The organism is Ralstonia sp. UNC404CL21Col, assembly GCF_000620465.1.
In the GTDB taxonomy this organism is placed as follows: domain Bacteria; phylum Pseudomonadota; class Gammaproteobacteria; order Burkholderiales; family Burkholderiaceae; genus Ralstonia; species Ralstonia flatus.
This window is the reverse complement of sequence record NZ_JIBE01000007.1, coordinates 80,587-96,215: the sequence shown is the minus strand read 5'-3', so window position 1 is coordinate 96,215 and position 15,629 is coordinate 80,587. Positions and strand designations below refer to the sequence as shown.

At 64.6% G+C, this 15,629-nt stretch carries 13 protein-coding genes; all 13 read left to right on the top strand.

Translation table 11 applies throughout. The features are described from left to right. Nucleotides 1-50: 50 nt before the first annotated feature. The 13 genes from N511_RS0116050 to murA all read left to right on the top strand — a co-directional run bounded on the left by N511_RS0116050 (nt 51) and on the right by murA (nt 15,611). Nucleotides 51-4,772, top strand: a complete 4,722-nt coding sequence (locus N511_RS0116050) for a glutamate synthase-related protein (protein WP_027680243.1) — start codon at nt 51-53, stop codon at nt 4,770-4,772. 140 nt (nt 4,773-4,912) lie between these two features. Then, complete coding sequence (locus N511_RS0116045) at nt 4,913-6,376, top strand: glutamate synthase subunit beta (RefSeq protein WP_027680242.1); 1,464 nt, start codon at nt 4,913-4,915, stop codon at nt 6,374-6,376. Nucleotides 6,377-6,551: 175 nt separating this feature from the next. Next, nucleotides 6,552-7,583, top strand: a complete 1,032-nt coding sequence (locus tag N511_RS0116040; RefSeq protein ID WP_051530958.1) for a Bug family tripartite tricarboxylate transporter substrate binding protein — start codon at nt 6,552-6,554, stop codon at nt 7,581-7,583. 228 nt (nt 7,584-7,811) lie between these two features. Beyond that, nucleotides 7,812-8,645, top strand: a complete 834-nt coding sequence (locus N511_RS0116035) for an ABC transporter ATP-binding protein (RefSeq protein WP_027680240.1) — start codon at nt 7,812-7,814, stop codon at nt 8,643-8,645. Next, nucleotides 8,642-9,409 carry a lipid asymmetry maintenance ABC transporter permease subunit MlaE gene (gene mlaE / locus N511_RS0116030; protein ID WP_027680239.1) on the top strand — a complete coding sequence of 256 codons (768 nt, stop codon included), beginning with the start codon at nt 8,642-8,644 and terminating at the stop codon, nt 9,407-9,409. Before N511_RS0116035 ends, mlaE begins: the two co-directional genes overlap by 4 nt. A gap of 37 nt (nt 9,410-9,446) precedes the next feature. Beyond that, nucleotides 9,447-9,968, top strand: a complete 522-nt coding sequence (gene mlaD, locus N511_RS0116025) for an outer membrane lipid asymmetry maintenance protein MlaD (protein ID WP_027680238.1) — start codon at nt 9,447-9,449, stop codon at nt 9,966-9,968. A 3-nt stretch (nt 9,969-9,971) separates the two neighbouring features. Beyond that, nucleotides 9,972-10,775 (top strand): MlaA family lipoprotein, encoded by an 804-nt coding sequence (locus N511_RS0116020; RefSeq protein ID WP_027680237.1) that lies wholly within the window; start codon nt 9,972-9,974, stop codon nt 10,773-10,775. 152 nt (nt 10,776-10,927) lie between these two features. Beyond that, a complete protein-coding gene (locus N511_RS0116015; RefSeq protein ID WP_027680236.1) occupies nt 10,928-11,563 on the top strand; it encodes an MlaC/ttg2D family ABC transporter substrate-binding protein in 636 nt (211 codons plus the stop codon). Nucleotides 11,564-11,637: 74 nt separating this feature from the next. Further along, nucleotides 11,638-11,949, top strand: coding sequence for an STAS domain-containing protein (locus tag N511_RS0116010; protein WP_027680235.1), 312 nt, complete (start codon nt 11,638-11,640; stop codon nt 11,947-11,949). Between the two features lie 251 nt (nt 11,950-12,200). Further along, nucleotides 12,201-13,166, top strand: coding sequence for an ABC transporter ATP-binding protein (locus tag N511_RS0116005; protein ID WP_027680234.1), 966 nt, complete (start codon nt 12,201-12,203; stop codon nt 13,164-13,166). After that, entirely contained in the window at nt 13,163-13,951 is a 789-nt protein-coding gene (locus tag N511_RS0116000) for an ABC transporter permease (protein WP_027680233.1), read from the top strand. The genes N511_RS0116005 and N511_RS0116000 overlap by 4 nt, the downstream gene beginning before the upstream one ends. Before the next feature lie 59 nt (nt 13,952-14,010). Further along, a complete protein-coding gene (locus N511_RS0115995; RefSeq protein WP_024542178.1) occupies nt 14,011-14,247 on the top strand; it encodes a BolA family protein in 237 nt (78 codons plus the stop codon). A 98-nt stretch (nt 14,248-14,345) separates the two neighbouring features. Further along, the gene (gene murA, locus N511_RS0115990) at nt 14,346-15,611 is read left to right on the top strand and encodes a UDP-N-acetylglucosamine 1-carboxyvinyltransferase (RefSeq protein WP_027680232.1); all 1,266 of its coding nucleotides are present in this window, start codon (nt 14,346-14,348) and stop codon (nt 15,609-15,611) included. The last annotated feature ends 18 nt before the right edge of the window (nt 15,612-15,629 follow it).

Sequence of the window (15,629 nt, the reverse complement as noted above, 5' to 3'; positions counted from 1 at the left end):
TCGCGAGGGCCTTCCACGGCGCGTTGCACCTACAACCTCGGAAGATCGCCGTGGAACAACATTCCTTCCCCATCACGCCGTCGGCGCCGTCGGCCCAGGGTCTGTACGACCCGACCAATGAACACGACGCTTGCGGCGTCGGCTTCGTCGCCCACATCAAGGGCAATAAGAGCCACGAGATCGTCCAGCAAGGCTTGCGCATCCTGCACAACCTCGACCACCGGGGCGCCGTCGGTGCCGACCCGCTGATGGGCGACGGGGCAGGCATCCTGCTGCAGATTCCCGATCAGTTCTTCCGCGAAGAGATGGCCAAGCAGGGCATCAACCTGCCGCCGGCCGGCGAATACGGCGTCGGCATGATCTTCCTGCCGAAGGAACACGCCTCGCGCCTCGCCTGCGAACAGGAACTTGAGCGCACCGTGCGTCTGGAGGGCCAGGTTGTGCTGGGTTGGCGCGACGTGCCGGTCGACAAGACCATGCCGATGTCGCCCACGGTGCAGAAGACGGAGCCGGTGATCCGCCAGATCTTCATCGGGCGCGGCCGCGACATCATGACCACCGATGCGCTGGAGCGGAAGCTGTACGTGATCCGCAAGACCGCCAGCCACGCCATCCAGGCGCTCAAGCTCAAGCACGGCAAGGAATACTTCGTGCCGTCGATGTCGGCGCGCACGATCGTCTACAAGGGTCTGCTGCTGTGCGAACAGGTCGGCCGCTACTACCAAGACCTGGCAGACCCGCGCACGGTCTCGGCGCTGGCGCTGGTGCACCAGCGTTTCTCGACCAACACGTTCCCCGCATGGGAACTGGCGCACCCGTACCGCATGGTTGCGCACAACGGCGAAATCAACACCGTCAAGGGCAACGTCAACTGGATCAACGCGCGTACGGGCGGCATCTCGTCGCCGGTGCTGGGCGATGATCTGCCGAAGCTGTGGCCGCTGATCTATCCGGGTCAATCGGATACGGCTTCGTTCGACAACTGCCTCGAACTGCTGACAATGGCCGGCTATCCGCTGGCCCAGGCGATGATGATGATGATTCCGGAAGCGTGGGAGCAGCACACGCTGATGGACGACAACCGTCGCGCTTTCTACGAATACCACGCCGCAATGATGGAGCCGTGGGACGGCCCCGCCGCCATCTGCTTTACCGATGGCCGCCAGATCGGTGCAACGCTCGATCGTAACGGCCTGCGTCCGGCGCGTTATTACGTCACCGACGACGACATGGTCGTGATGGCGTCGGAAGCCGGCGTGCTGCCGATTCCCGAGTCGCGCATCGTCAAGAAGTGGCGTCTGCAGCCGGGCAAGATGTTCCTGATCGACATGGAGCAGGGCCGCATCATCGACGACAAGGAACTCAAGGACAACCTGGCCAACGCCAAGCCGTACAAGAGCTGGATCGACGCCGTGCGCATCAAGCTCGACGAGCTGGAAGCCAAGCCGGAAGACGTGGCCGCCGAAACCAAGCCGGCCGCCAAGCTGCTGGATCGCCAGCAGGCCTTCGCCTACACGCAGGAAGACGTCAAGTTCCTGATGGCCCCGATGGCCGCCAACGGTGAAGAAGCCGCCGGCTCCATGGGCAACGACAGCCCGCTGGCCGTGCTGTCCTCCAAGAACAAGACGCTCTACAACTACTTCAAGCAACTGTTCGCGCAGGTCACGAACCCGCCGATCGACCCGATCCGCGAAAACGTGGTGATGTCGCTCGTCTCGTTCATCGGGCCGAAGCCGAACCTGCTTGAGCTGAACAACATCAACCCGCCGATGCGTCTTGAGGTGAGCCAGCCCGTGCTGGACTTCAAGGACATGGCGAAGATCCGCAACATCGAGCACTACACCGGCGGCAAGTTCATGGCTTACGAGCTGAACATCTGCTACCCGGTGGCCTGGGGCAAGGAAGGCATCGAAGCGCGCCTGGCGTCGCTGTGCGCCGAGGCCGTCGATGCGGTCAAGTCGGGCTACAACATCCTGATCGTGTCCGACCGCGCGGTCGACGAGAAGCAGGCTGCCATTCCGGCGCTGCTCGCTACGTCGGCCATCCACCATCACCTGGTGGAGAAGGGCCTGCGCACGAGCACGGGTCTGGTTGTCGAGACGGGTTCGGCCCGCGAAGTGCATCACTTCGCCCTGCTGGCCGGCTACGGCGCGGAAGCCGTGCATCCGTACCTGGCAATGGAGACGCTGGCCGAACTGGCACCGGGTCTGGGCCTGACCGCAGAGAAGGCCATCTACAACTTCACCAAGGCGATCGGCAAGGGCCTGCACAAGGTGATGTCCAAGATGGGCATCTCGACGTACATGTCGTACACCGGCGCGCAGATCTTCGAAGCGATCGGCCTGTCGCGTGAGCTGGTCGACAAGTACTTCCAGGGCACCGCATCCAACGTGGGCGGCATCGGCATCTTCGAGGTGGCTGAAGAAGCGCTGCGCCTGCACCGCGACGCCTTTGGCGATGCGCCGGTGCTGGCCAACATGCTGGACGCCGGCGGCGAATACGCCTACCGCGTCCGCGGCGAAGAGCACATGTGGACGCCGGATTCGATCGCCAAGCTGCAACATGCGACGCGCGCGAATTCGTACCAGACGTACAAGGAATACGCGAACCTCATCAACGATCAGAGCAAGCGCCACATGACGCTGCGCGGTCTGTTCGAGTTCAAGGTGGATCCGGCGCGCGCGATTCCGCTGGAAGAAGTCGAGCCGGCCAAGGAGATCGTCAAGCGCTTTGCGACGGGCGCCATGTCGCTGGGTTCGATCAGCACGGAAGCGCACACCACGCTTGCCGTGGCGATGAACCGTATCGGCGGCAAGTCGAACACGGGCGAAGGCGGTGAAGACGAGCGTCGTTATCGCAACGAACTGCGCGGCATCCCCATCAAGCAGGGCACGAAGCTGTCGGACGTGATCGGCCGCGAAGTGGTCGAGCGCGATCTGGAACTGCAAGAGGGCGATTCGCTGCGTTCGAAGATCAAGCAGGTGGCGTCGGGCCGTTTTGGCGTGACGGCCGAGTACCTGGCGTCGGCCGATCAGATCCAGATCAAGATGGCGCAGGGCGCGAAGCCCGGCGAAGGCGGCCAGCTGCCCGGCCACAAGGTGACGGATTACATCGGCAAACTGCGTTACGCGGTGCCGGGCGTGGGCCTGATCTCGCCGCCGCCGCACCACGACATCTATTCGATTGAAGACCTGGCGCAGCTCATCCACGACCTGAAGAACGTGAACCCGCGTTCGGACGTGTCGGTCAAGCTGGTGTCGGAAGTCGGCGTGGGCACGGTGGCTGCAGGTGTCGCCAAGGCCAAGGCAGACCACGTGGTGATCGCGGGTCATGACGGCGGCACCGGTGCTTCGCCCTGGTCGTCGATCAAGCATGCAGGCACGCCGTGGGAACTGGGCCTGGCCGAGACGCAGCAGACGCTGATGCTCAACGGCCTGCGCAACCGCATCCGCGTGCAGGCCGACGGCCAGATGAAGACCGGCCGTGACGTCGCGATCGGCGCGCTGCTGGGCGCCGACGAGTTCGGCTTTGCGACCGCCCCGCTGGTCGTTGAAGGCTGCATCATGATGCGCAAGTGCCACCTGAACACCTGCCCGGTCGGCGTGGCGACGCAGGATCCGGTGCTGCGCAAGAAGTTCTCGGGCAAGCCCGAGCACGTGGTGAACTACTTCTTCTTCGTGGCCGAGGAAGTGCGCGAAATCATGGCGCAACTGGGCATCCGCACGTTCAACGAACTGATCGGCCGCGCGGATCTGCTCGACACGAAGGCCGGTATCGAACACTGGAAGGCTCGTGGTCTGGACTTCGCGCGCATCTTCTACCAGCCGGCGAAGAAGGAAGGCGAGCCGTGCTACCAGGTCGACGTGCAAGACCACGGTCTGGATCGTGCGCTGGATCACCAGCTCATCGAGAAGTCCAAGGCTGCGCTGGAGAAGGGCGAGCGTGTCTCGTTCATCCAGCCGGTGCGCAACGTCAACCGCACGGTCGGCGCGATGCTGTCGGGCGAGGTCGCCAAGCGTTATGGCCACGAAGGTCTGCCCGATGATTCGATCCACGTGCAGATGCAGGGCACGGCCGGCCAGTCGTTCGGCGCGTTCCTGGCGCATGGCATCACATTGGACCTCGTGGGCGACGGCAACGACTACGTGGGCAAGGGCCTGTCGGGCGGCCGCGTGATCGTGCGCCCGCCGCACGAGTTCCGCGGTGAGCCGACGTCCAACATCATCGTCGGCAACACCGTGCTGTACGGCGCGCTGGCCGGTGAGGCGTTCTTCAACGGCGTGGCAGGCGAGCGCTTTGCGGTGCGCAACTCCGGCGCCACCACGGTGGTGGAAGGCACGGGCGACCACGGCTGCGAATACATGACCGGCGGCACAGTCGTCGTGCTCGGCGCTACCGGCCGCAACTTCGCGGCAGGCATGTCGGGCGGCGTGGCCTACGTCTATGACGAAGACGGCCTGTTCGACAAGCGCTGCAACACGGCGCAGGTCGCACTGGAATCCGTGCTGTCGGCGGCCGACCAGGAGAAGGCGCACACGCCGTCGACCTGGCACAAGGTGAACGGCGAGCGCGTGCTCGACGAGCAACTGCTCAAGGCGCTGGTGGAAAAGCACTTCCGCTACACCGGCTCCGAGCGTGCCAAGGAACTGCTGGCCGACTGGAACAACGCGCGCCGCCGCTTCGTCAAGGTCTTCCCGACCGAGTACAAGCGCGCGCTGGCCGAGATGTACGAACGCGAACAGGAAGCCGGCCGCGAGCAGATCGCTGCCTGATTCCAATCGACTGGGCGAATGGCTGATCCGCTGATCGGCCGTTCGCCACCACCGAATACAACGCAACCTCACAAGACAGGCCCGACTGCCTGGCTAGCACGACTGTGCCGGCAGAGCAGCATCGGGTCAGGAAGGACACCATGGGCAAGGCGACTGGTTTTCTCGAATTTCCCCGCCAGAACGAGGCATACGAAGCGCCCGAAGCGCGCGTGAAGCATTACAAGGAATTCGTGTTCGCGCTGGCGGACAACGAAGCCAAGATCCAGGGCGCGCGCTGCATGGACTGCGGCATTCCGTTCTGCAACAACGGCTGCCCCGTCAACAACATCATCCCGGACTTCAACGACCTGGTGTATCGCCAGGACTGGAAGACCGCGATTGAGGTGCTGCACTCGACCAACAACTTCCCCGAGTTCACGGGCCGCATCTGCCCGGCACCGTGCGAAGCAGCTTGCACGCTGGGCATCAACGAACTGCCGGTGGGCATCAAGTCGATCGAGCACGCCATCATCGACAAGGCCTGGAAAGAAGGCTGGGTCGCGCCGCAAGTGCCGAAGCACAAGACTGGCAAGACCGTGGCCGTGGTCGGCTCGGGCCCGGCTGGCATGGCGGCAGCGCAGCAACTGGCGCGCGCCGGTCACGATGTGACGCTGTTCGAGAAGAACGACCGCATCGGCGGCCTGCTGCGCTACGGCATCCCCGATTTCAAGCTGGAGAAGGCGCAGATCGACCGCCGCATGCAGCAGATGGAAGCCGAGGGCGTGACGTTCCGCACCGGCGTGATGGTGGGCGACAAGACGGTTCCGGCCGGCATCACCAACGACGCACGCGAGACCATCGCCGCGGAAGAGATCCTCAAGCAATTCGACGCCGTCGTGCTGACGGGCGGTTCGGAAGTGCCGCGCGATCTGCCGGTGCCGGGCCGTGATCTGGACGGCGTGCATTACGCGCTCGAATTCCTGATCCCGCAGAACAAGGAAGTGGCCGGCGATGCGCCGAACCCAATCCGCGCCGACGGCAAGCACGTTATCGTCATCGGCGGCGGCGACACGGGTTCGGACTGCGTTGGCACGTCCAACCGCCATGGCGCCGCATCGGTCACGCAGTTCGAACTGCTGCCGCGTCCGCCCGAAGAAGAGAACAAGCCGCTGGTGTGGCCGTACTGGCCGATCAAGCTGCGCACGTCGTCTTCGCATGACGAAGGTTGCGAGCGCGACTGGTCGGTCGCCACCAAGGCGCTGATCGGCGAGAACGGCCGCGTGACGGGCCTGACCGCCGTTCGCCTCGAGTGGAAGGACGGCAAGATGAGCGAAGTCGCGGGCAGCGAATTCACCCTCAAGGCCGATCTGGTCCTGCTGGCGATGGGCTTTACCAACCCGGTCGGCGGCGTGCTGGATGCCTTTGGCGTGACCAAGGATGCGCGCAACAATGCGCGTGCCTCCACCGAAGGCGACAACGCCTACGCCACCAACGTGCCGAAGGTGTTTGCCGCCGGTGACGTGCGGCGCGGCCAGTCGCTCGTCGTGTGGGCCATCCGCGAAGGCCGCCAGGCCGCCCGCGCAGTCGACGCGTTTCTCATGGGCCATTCGGAACTGCCGCGCTGACCACGTGGTGGAATCGATTGGCTCAGGCCCGCCTCGGCGGGCCTTTTTGTTTGGTGTGTCCATCATGGCGCGGGCGGGCGCGCCTTCATGGTTTACATCGACATGGTTTACATGAGTGCAGGGCGGGCGGGCCGGTTTCTAGAATGAAATCCTCCCCGTGATCCCAGCACCGCCCATGCGCAACTGCGCCAGCGACATGCCCGCAGAAGTGACCGACGCGCCCAATCGGCAGCGGCGCCGCGCCTTGGCCTGGCTGGGTGTGCTGCCGGCGGTGCTCGCGTCTCCGGCGCATGCGCTGTTGCGCGGATACCCCTCGCACCCTATGCGCCTTGTGGTGCCGGCCGCCGAGGGCAGCGCTTTCGATGCGCTCGCCCGTGCGCTCGCCGCGCAGCTCCAGGCGCAGGTGGGCCGGCAGGTCGATGTAGAGGACCGCCCCGCCGGCAATGGCATGGCCGCCGGCGAGACGGTCACGCGTGCGCCGTCCGACGGGCATACCTTGCTGCTCCACCAAACCACGTTTGTTGCCCAGCCAGCGCTGGAGGCGGCGTCGTACGATCCGCTGCGCGACTTCCAGCCGGTCGCCATGGTTGCGACGCTGCCGCTCTTTCTTGCGGTCGATGCGCGGCTGCCGTTCTCTTCTGTGACGGAACTGCTCGCGCAGGCCCGCGCCGACACGGTCACCGTGAATTGCGGGTCGGATGTCGCCGGCACCTGGTCACACCTCGTCGCCGAGCAGTTTGTCCGCGATTACGCCTTTCACGCGCCGCACGTGGCCGTCCGCGGAGAAGCCGGCCTCGTGCAGCAGGTCCTGGCGGGCCGCATGGCCGCCTGTTTCGCCTGCTATCCGAGCGTGGCGGCGGCAGCGGCCAACGGCCAGCTGCGGTTGCTCGGCGTCACGGGCGATGTGCGTTCGCGCCTGGCACCGGCTGTGCCGACGCTGCGCGAAAGCGGCCTCGCCGGATTTGATCGCAGTGCGTGGATCGGTGCCTTCATGCCGGCGCGCACGCCGCGCCTGCTGTCGTTGCGCGCCGCGGCGGAGTTACGTCGCGCGATCTCGGCAAGCGACGTACGCGACACGTTGCGGGCCGGGGGCTTCGAGCCGGAATGGGACGCGCCCGACACGTTCGCGCAGGCCGTCCGGCGCGACGCCACGCATTGGCAAGGGGTGATTCGCCAAGCCGATCTGCGGCTGGATAGTGGCGAATAAGCCGCTTTCTCGCAGCGTGTGCACTGTCTTCCGCCACCTGCAAGGGTCGCGTGCGGGCAGCGCGGCGCCCAAGCCACACACCGTGTCGGTAAGCGCAGCGTGACCGGCGGGGCACGCGGGTTTCCCCCTATAATGGCGGGCCGCGCCAAGCTGGTGCGGCAGCCAAGACAACAAGATGCGGCCCTGCATAGCCGCCAACCCGTCGAGCCCTCTGCACCGAACTCCACCGTGTCCACCCAGCCTTCCAACGCCGTTGTCGAACTCGATCAGGTCGATTTCGCCTACCAGCCAGGTGCGCGGCGCATCCTGTCCGGCCTGTGCATGCGCGTGCCGAAGGGCAGCGTGGTGGCCGTCATGGGCGGCTCCGGCTGCGGCAAGACGACGATTCTCCGGCTGATTGGCGGCCAGGTGAGCGCCGCCGCGGGCACTGTGCGCGTGCACGGCCAGGACATCGGCGCCATGGACAAGCGCGCGCTGTACGACGCCCGCCGCCAGATGGGCATGCTGTTCCAGTTTGGGGCGCTGTTTACCGATCTGTCCGTGTTCGACAACGTGGCATTTCCGCTGCGCGAACATACCGAGCTGCCTGAGCCGCTCATCCGCGATCTGGTGCTGATGAAGCTGAACGCCGTCGGCCTGCGCGGGGCGCGCGACCTGATGCCCTCGGAGATTTCCGGCGGCATGGCGCGGCGCGTGGCGCTCGCCCGCGCGATTGCGCTGGACCCGTCGCTCATCCTCTACGACGAGCCGTTCGCCGGGCTGGACCCGATCTCGTTGGGCCTGACTGCCTCGCTGATCCGCAAGCTGAACGACGCGCTGGGCGCCACGAGCATCATCGTCTCGCACGACGTACAGGAAACGTTCCACATTGCCGATTACGTCTATTTCATTGCCAACGGTGGCATTGCCGCCGAGGGCACGCCGGCCGAGCTGACCGCATCGACCGATCCGTTCGTGCGCCAGTTCGTGCACGGCGAGGCAGACGGCCCCGTGCCGTTCCACTATCCCGGGGCGCCGCTGGCCGATGACTTCGGTCTGGGCAAGGACGGAGGTGCGCGATGATTTCCACCATCGGCCGCTTCGTTCTGGTGCTGATCAGCCGCTTCGGCTACGCCGCACGCACGTTGATTTCACTGATTGCCGCTTCCGGCGATGTGCTGCGCCGCCCGCGTCTGGTCGTTGAGCAGTTGCGCTTCGTCGGCAACGATTCGTTCATCATCATCGCGGTGTCGGGTCTGTTCGTCGGTTTCGTGCTCGGCTTGCAGGGGTACAACACGCTCAACCGCTACGGCTCCGAACAGGCGCTGGGCCTGCTGGTGGCGCTGTCGCTGGTGCGCGAGCTGGGCCCGGTGGTGACGGCCTTGTTGTTTGCCGGTCGCGCCGGCACCTCGCTCACCGCCGAGATTGGCCTGATGAAAGCCGGCGAACAGCTGATCGCCATGGAAATGATGGCCGTCGATCCGCTGGCCCGCGTGCTGGCGCCCCGCTTCTGGGCGGGCTTCATCGCCATGCCGCTGCTGGCGGCGATTTTCAGTGCCGTTGGTATTCTGGGCGGATACTTCGTCGGCGTGGGGCTGATTGGTGTGGACCCGGGCGCGTTCTGGTCGCAGATGCAGGCTGGTGTCGATGTCATGGACGACGTGCTGAACGGCGTCATCAAGAGTTTCGTGTTTGGTGTGGCGGTCACCTTCATTGCCCTGTATCAGGGGTATGAGGCCAAGGCCACGCCGGAAGGCGTCTCCCGCGCGACCACCCGCACGGTGGTGATCGCGTCGCTCACCGTGCTGGCGCTGGATTTCGTGCTCACGGCGCTGATGTTCAGCTGAGCCGCCGGTTGTCGTTAGCGTTCAACGAGAAAAGATCATGCGTAAAAGCGTCCTCGATTTCTGGGTCGGCCTGTTCGTTCTGGTAGGCATCATCGCGCTGCTGTTCCTGGCGCTCAAGGCGGGCAATATGAGTTCGTTCTCGTTTGCCAAGACCTACCAGGTGAAGGCGGCGTTCGACAACATCGGCGGGTTGAAGGTGCGTGCCCCGGTCAAGAGTTCGGGCGTGGTGGTCGGCCGTGTGTCGCAAATCCTGTTCGACGACAAGAGCTATCAGGCGATTGCCGTGCTGGAGATGGACCAGCGCTATCAATTTCCGAAGGACAGCTCGGCCAAGATCCTGACATCGGGTCTGCTGGGCGAGCAGTACGTGGGCATCGAGCCGGGCGGCGATTCGGCCATGCTGGCCAGCGGCAGCAAAATCACCATGACGCAGTCGGCGGTGGTGCTGGAAAACCTGATCAGCCAGTTCCTCTACAGCAAGGCAGCGGATGCCGGCGCTGGCAGCGGAAATGGCGGTGCCGGCGCAGCCAAGCCGGCCGAGGGCAGTGGGAGCAAATAAACCATGAAAACAACAACATCTATCCGTACGTTGCGCTGCTTTGCGCTGGCCGTGGCCGCAGGCGCCACGCTGCTGGCCGGCTGTGCCACCGGGCCGAATGCGAATCCGGCAGACCCGCTGGAACCCTTCAATCGCGAAGTCTTCCGCATCAACGAAGACCTCGACAAGGGCGTGTTGAAGCCCGTTGCCCAGACGTACGTCGATGTCGTGCCGTCGCCGGCGCGCACTGCGGTATCGAACTTTTTCTCGAACGCGGGCGATGTCTATTCGGCCGTCAACAACCTGCTGCAATTGAAGGGCACGGCGGCGCTGGAAGACACCATGCGCGTGGCGATCAACACCGTGCTGGGTCTGGGTGGCCTGATCGACATTGCATCGGACGCCGGCCTGCCCAAGCACAAGGAAGACTTCGGCCAGACGCTGGGCGTGTGGGGTGTGCCATCCGGCCCGTACGTCGTGTGGCCGTTGCTCGGCCCCAGCACCGCGCGTGACACCGTGGGTTTCCTGGTCGACTGGCAGATGGATCCGCTCACGTACTGGCACGACAGCACGATCACCTATTCGCTGGCCGCGCTGCGTGTGATCGATGTGCGTGCCAATCTGCTCGGCGCGAGCAATGTGTTCGAGCAGGCCGCGGTCGACAAGTACACCTTCCTGCGCGACGCCTACCTGCAGCGCCGCCGCTACCTGATCTATGACGGCAACCTGCCGGAGGATCAGGACAGCAAGACGTCGCCGGATACCGGTGACGCCACGGTTTCGCCGTATCAGCGCTTCACGCCGAACTGGCCGGTATTCCGCCGCTGAGCGGACCACGTAACACCGTCGCCACAATGGTGACAAGGCGTAAAACAGGCCGTGCCGCGCGAACTTGGCAGCGGACGGTCTGTTCTAATCGCCAGCAAGATTGCAGTGAATGTGCTGCAAGCGACCCGAAAATCACACTATAAGGACGCGATATGTTGAACAAGCTTCTCCGCTCCCTCTTCGTAGGCCTCACGCTGACGGCAGCCGTGGCAGCTGCCCCGGTTCATGCTCAAGAAGCCGACGCACAAGCGACCGTCAAGACGGCTGTGGACGATGTGCTCACCACCATCAAGAGCGATCCGGAACTCCGCAGCGGCAACATGGCCAAGGTGTTCCAGCTGGTCGATCAAAAGATTGTGCCGCGCGCCGATTTCAAGCGCACCACGCAGATCGCCATGGGCCGCTTCTGGACCCAGGCGTCGCCGGAGCAGCAGCAACAGATCCAGGAAGGCTTCAAGACCCTGCTGATCCGCACTTACGCCGGCGCGCTGTCGAACGTGAAGAATCAGACCGTTTCGTACAAGCCGTTCCGTGCGGCCGCCGACGACACCGACGTCGTGGTGCGCTCGACCGTGAACAACAACGGCGAGCCGGTGGCCTTGGACTACCGCCTCGAGAAGACGGCCGGTGGCTGGAAGGTGTACGACATCAACATCAGCGGCCTGTGGCTGTCGGAAACCTACAAGAACCAGTTTGCCGATGTCATCAGCAAGCGCGGCGGGGTGGCTGGCCTGGTGAGCTTCCTGAACGAGCGCAACGCGCAGCTTGAGAAGGGCCCGGCAAAGTAAGCCGCCTTCCGGTAGAATCGACACAGCGGTCAGCTCTGGCCGCTGTTTCTTTTTCTGGTGCCCCCATTTCCGCCATGTTGACCTTGTCCGGCCCGCTGACTCACCGCGAAGCGCCGCGCGTTCTGCGCGAGGGCGAGGCGCAGCTTGGTCAGGCGCGCGAAGCCGGCATTGCCGCGTTGCACGTCGATTGCGCCGGCTTGTCGCAGGTCGATTCGTCTGCGCTGGCGGTGCTGCTGTCGTGGCAGCGCACGGCGCAGGATGCCGGTATCGCACTCGATATCGCAGGCGCTCCGCGAGCGCTGTCCAACCTCGCCGCGCTGTACGGCGTGGAATCTCTGCTGGCCCTTGCGCCGGCCACTGCCGACCACCATCACGCACGACATTGAGGCGGCGTCCGGTGCAGGGCGCAGGGCGATTGCCCTGAACCCGACATCGCGATGCCGCGCTCCGGCCGGGGCGTCGCGGGCGTCCCTGGCATTCGCGGTTCGGCGTCTTCAGTGGTGACGCCGTGAGTTGGTCCAGTTCCCCTATAATTCTGGGTTTGTCGCTCTGCCGTCGCCGTGTGCGGCGTCCGCTGCCGTGATCGCCACGTCGATTCATGGCAACGATATGCGCAGAGTAGTTCACTTTGTCGGCCATGAAAGCCATCGAAATCGCTGACGTCCGCAAGCGCTACAAGTCGTTGCAAGCGCTCAAGGGCGTGAGCCTGTCTGTCGAGCAGGGCGAGTTTTTCGGCCTGCTGGGCCCCAACGGCGCGGGCAAGACCACGCTGATCTCCATCCTCGCGGGCCTGAATCGTGCCGATTCCGGCAGCGTGCGCGTGCTTGGTCACGACGTCGTTTCCGACTACCGCACCGCGCGGCGCAAGCTCGGCGTGGTGCCGCAGGAACTGGTGTTCGATCCGTTCTTCACGGTGCGCGAAACGCTGCGCCTGCAGTCGGGCTATTTCGGCTTGACCAAGAACGATGACTGGATCGACGAGGTCATGGCCAACCTGGACCTGACCAACAAGGCCGACGCCAACATGCGCGCGCTGTCGGGCGGCATGAAGCGTCGCGTGCTGGTGGCGCAGGCGCTGGTACATCGCCCGCCCGTGATCGTGCTGGACGAGCCGACCGCCGGGGTGGACGTCGAGTTGCGCCAGACGCTGTGGAAATTCATCTCGCGCCTGAACCGCGAGGGCCACACCGTCGTGCTGACCACGCACTATCTGGAAGAGGCCGAATCCCTGTGCGACCGCATTGCCATGCTCAAGTTTGGCGAGGTGGTTGCACTCGATCGCACGGCGAATCTGCTGTCGCAATTTGCCGGGCTGCAATTGGTGCTGAGCTTTGCGAAGGGCGCGCTGCCGGCATCGCTCGAAAGCCTGCGCCTGCCTGGCAACCACGGCGAGCGCGGTGTGCGTCTGCGTCTGTCGGGCTACGGCGAGGTCGAACAGATTCTCTCCACGTGCCGCCTTGCCGGCTGCGAGATCGACGACATGGAAGTCGCCAAGGCCGATCTGGAAGACGTGTTCGTGCAGATCATGCGCCGCGAAGGCGGATTGCCCGTCGGCCCCCAAACGCCTGCCATTCCCGATTCTGCGCTGGAGCCCGCTGCATGAATGCCATTCCCGAGAGCTTGCCGGGCCGTTGGGTCGGTTTCCGCACGCTGCTGTACAAGGAAGTCCTGCGCTTCTGGAAGGTGAGCTTCCAGACCGTCGCCGCGCCGGTGCTGACGGCGCTGCTGTATCTGCTGATCTTCGGCCACGTGCTCGAAGATCGCGTCAAGGTGTTCGACCAGTTGAGCTACACCGCCTTCCTGGTGCCGGGCCTGGTGATGATGAGCGTGCTGCAGAACGCATTCGCAAACAGCTCGTCGTCGCTCATCCAGTCGAAGATCACCGGCAACCTGGTGTTCATCATGCTGCCGCCGCTGTCGCACTGGGAGATGTTCGGCGCGTATGTGTGCGCCTCCATCATTCGCGGGTTGGCGGTGGGGACCGGTGTGCTCGTCGTGACGACCTTGTTTGCGCACCTACACTTCGCGCAGCCGCTGTGGATCATCGTGTTTGCCGTGCTGGGCGCGAGCGTGCTGGGCACCTTGGGGCTGATCGCCGGTATCTGGGCTGAAAAGTTCGACCAGCTCGCTGCGTTCCAGAACTTTCTGATCGTGCCGGCCACCTTCCTGGCGGGCGTGTTCTATTCCATTCATTCACTGCCGCCGTTCTGGCAGGCGGTGTCCCACGCCAACCCGTTCTTCTACATGATCGACGGCTTCCGCTACGGCTTCTTCGGCGTGTCCGATGTGCCGGTGGCGACGAGCCTCGGCGTGATGCTGATCGCGCTGGTCGTGGTGGGGGGAGTGGCCCTGCAGATGCTGCGCACGGGCTACAAGCTGCGCCATTGACGCGTCGATAACAAAACGAACGACGCTCACCCTAACGTTTTGCAGGAGAAGGGACGGCCATGTTGCCCACACCCGAACAAGTCAAGCAGTACATCGAAACCGGCCTGCCGTGCGAGCACCTCGAAGTCGAGGGCGACGGCCAGCACTTTTTTGCCACCATCGTCAGCGCGCAATTTGAAGGCAAGCGGTTGATCCAGCGTCACCAGCTCGTCTACGCCGCGCTGGGTGAGCGGATGCGCGCCGAAATCCACGCGCTGTCCATGAAGACGCTCACCCCGGCGGAGTGGCAGTCCTGATGGCCGAGCTTGATCCCACCCCGGTTACCGTTTCAACCGATTCCGACCTTGCGCTCGCCGAGCGCCCCTCCCACAGTGATCGACGAGACGTCTCGCTCATGGACAAACTGCTGATCGAAGGCAATGGCCCGCTGTCGGGCGAAATCCGCGTGTCTGGTGCCAAGAACGCCGCGCTGCCCATCATGTGCGCCGCACTGCTGACGGCCGAGCCGCTGGCGCTGAGCAACGTGCCGAACCTGCAGGACGTGCGCACGATGCTCAAGCTGCTGCGCCAGATGGGCGTGGAAGGCGTGCTTGACGGTCACAACCTCACGCTCGACGCTGCGACCATCCATACGCCCGAAGCTTCGTACGACCTAGTGAAGACGATGCGTGCATCGATCCTGGTGCTGGGCCCGCTGCTGGCGCGCTTTGGCCATGCGCGTGTGTCGCTGCCGGGCGGTTGCGGCATCGGCGCGCGCCCGGTCGATCAGCACATCAAGGGCCTGCAGCTGATGGGCGCCGAGATCGTGATCGAACACGGCTACATCGAAGCCAAACTTGCTGATGGCGCCAAGCGCTTGCGTGGCGCCCGCATCGTCACCGACATGGTGACGGTCACGGGCACTGAAAACCTGCTGATGGCAGCCGCACTGGCCGACGGCGAAACGGTGCTCGAAAACGCCGCACGCGAGCCGGAGGTCACCGACCTCGCCAATCTGCTCGTGAAGATGGGCGCGCGCATCGACGGCATCGGCACGGACCGCCTCGTCATCCAGGGCGTGGAAGCACTGCATGGCGCCGCCCACACCGTGATTGCCGATCGCATTGAGGCCGGCACGTTCCTGTGCGCTGTGGCAGCAGCCGGCGGCGATGTGACGCTGCGCGGCGTGCCGCCGGGCATCCTCGATGCCGTGCTCGACAAGCTGCGCGAAGCCGGCGTGACGCTCACCACGGGCGACGACTGGATCCGTGTACAGATGACGGGCCGCCCCAAGGCCGTGAGCTTCCGCACGTCGGAGTACCCGGCGTTCCCGACCGACATGCAGGCGCAGTTCATGATGCTCAACGCCATTGCGGAAGGCTCTGCCACGGTAACGGAGACCATCTTCGAAAACCGCTTCATGCACGTGCAGGAACTGAACCGCCTGGGCGCCAATATCGTGATCGACGGCAAGACGGCCGTGGTGACGGGCGTCGAACAATTGTCGGGCGCGACCGTCATGGCAACCGACCTGCGCGCCTCGGCCAGCCTCGTCATCGCCGGGTTGATTGCGCAGGGCGAGACGCTGGTCGATCGCATCTATCACCTTGATCGCGGCTACGACCGCATCGAAGACAAGCTGTCCGCTGTCGGCGCCAAGATCCGCCGCATTCAAGCGTAAGGTAAGGAACCCGCCGGT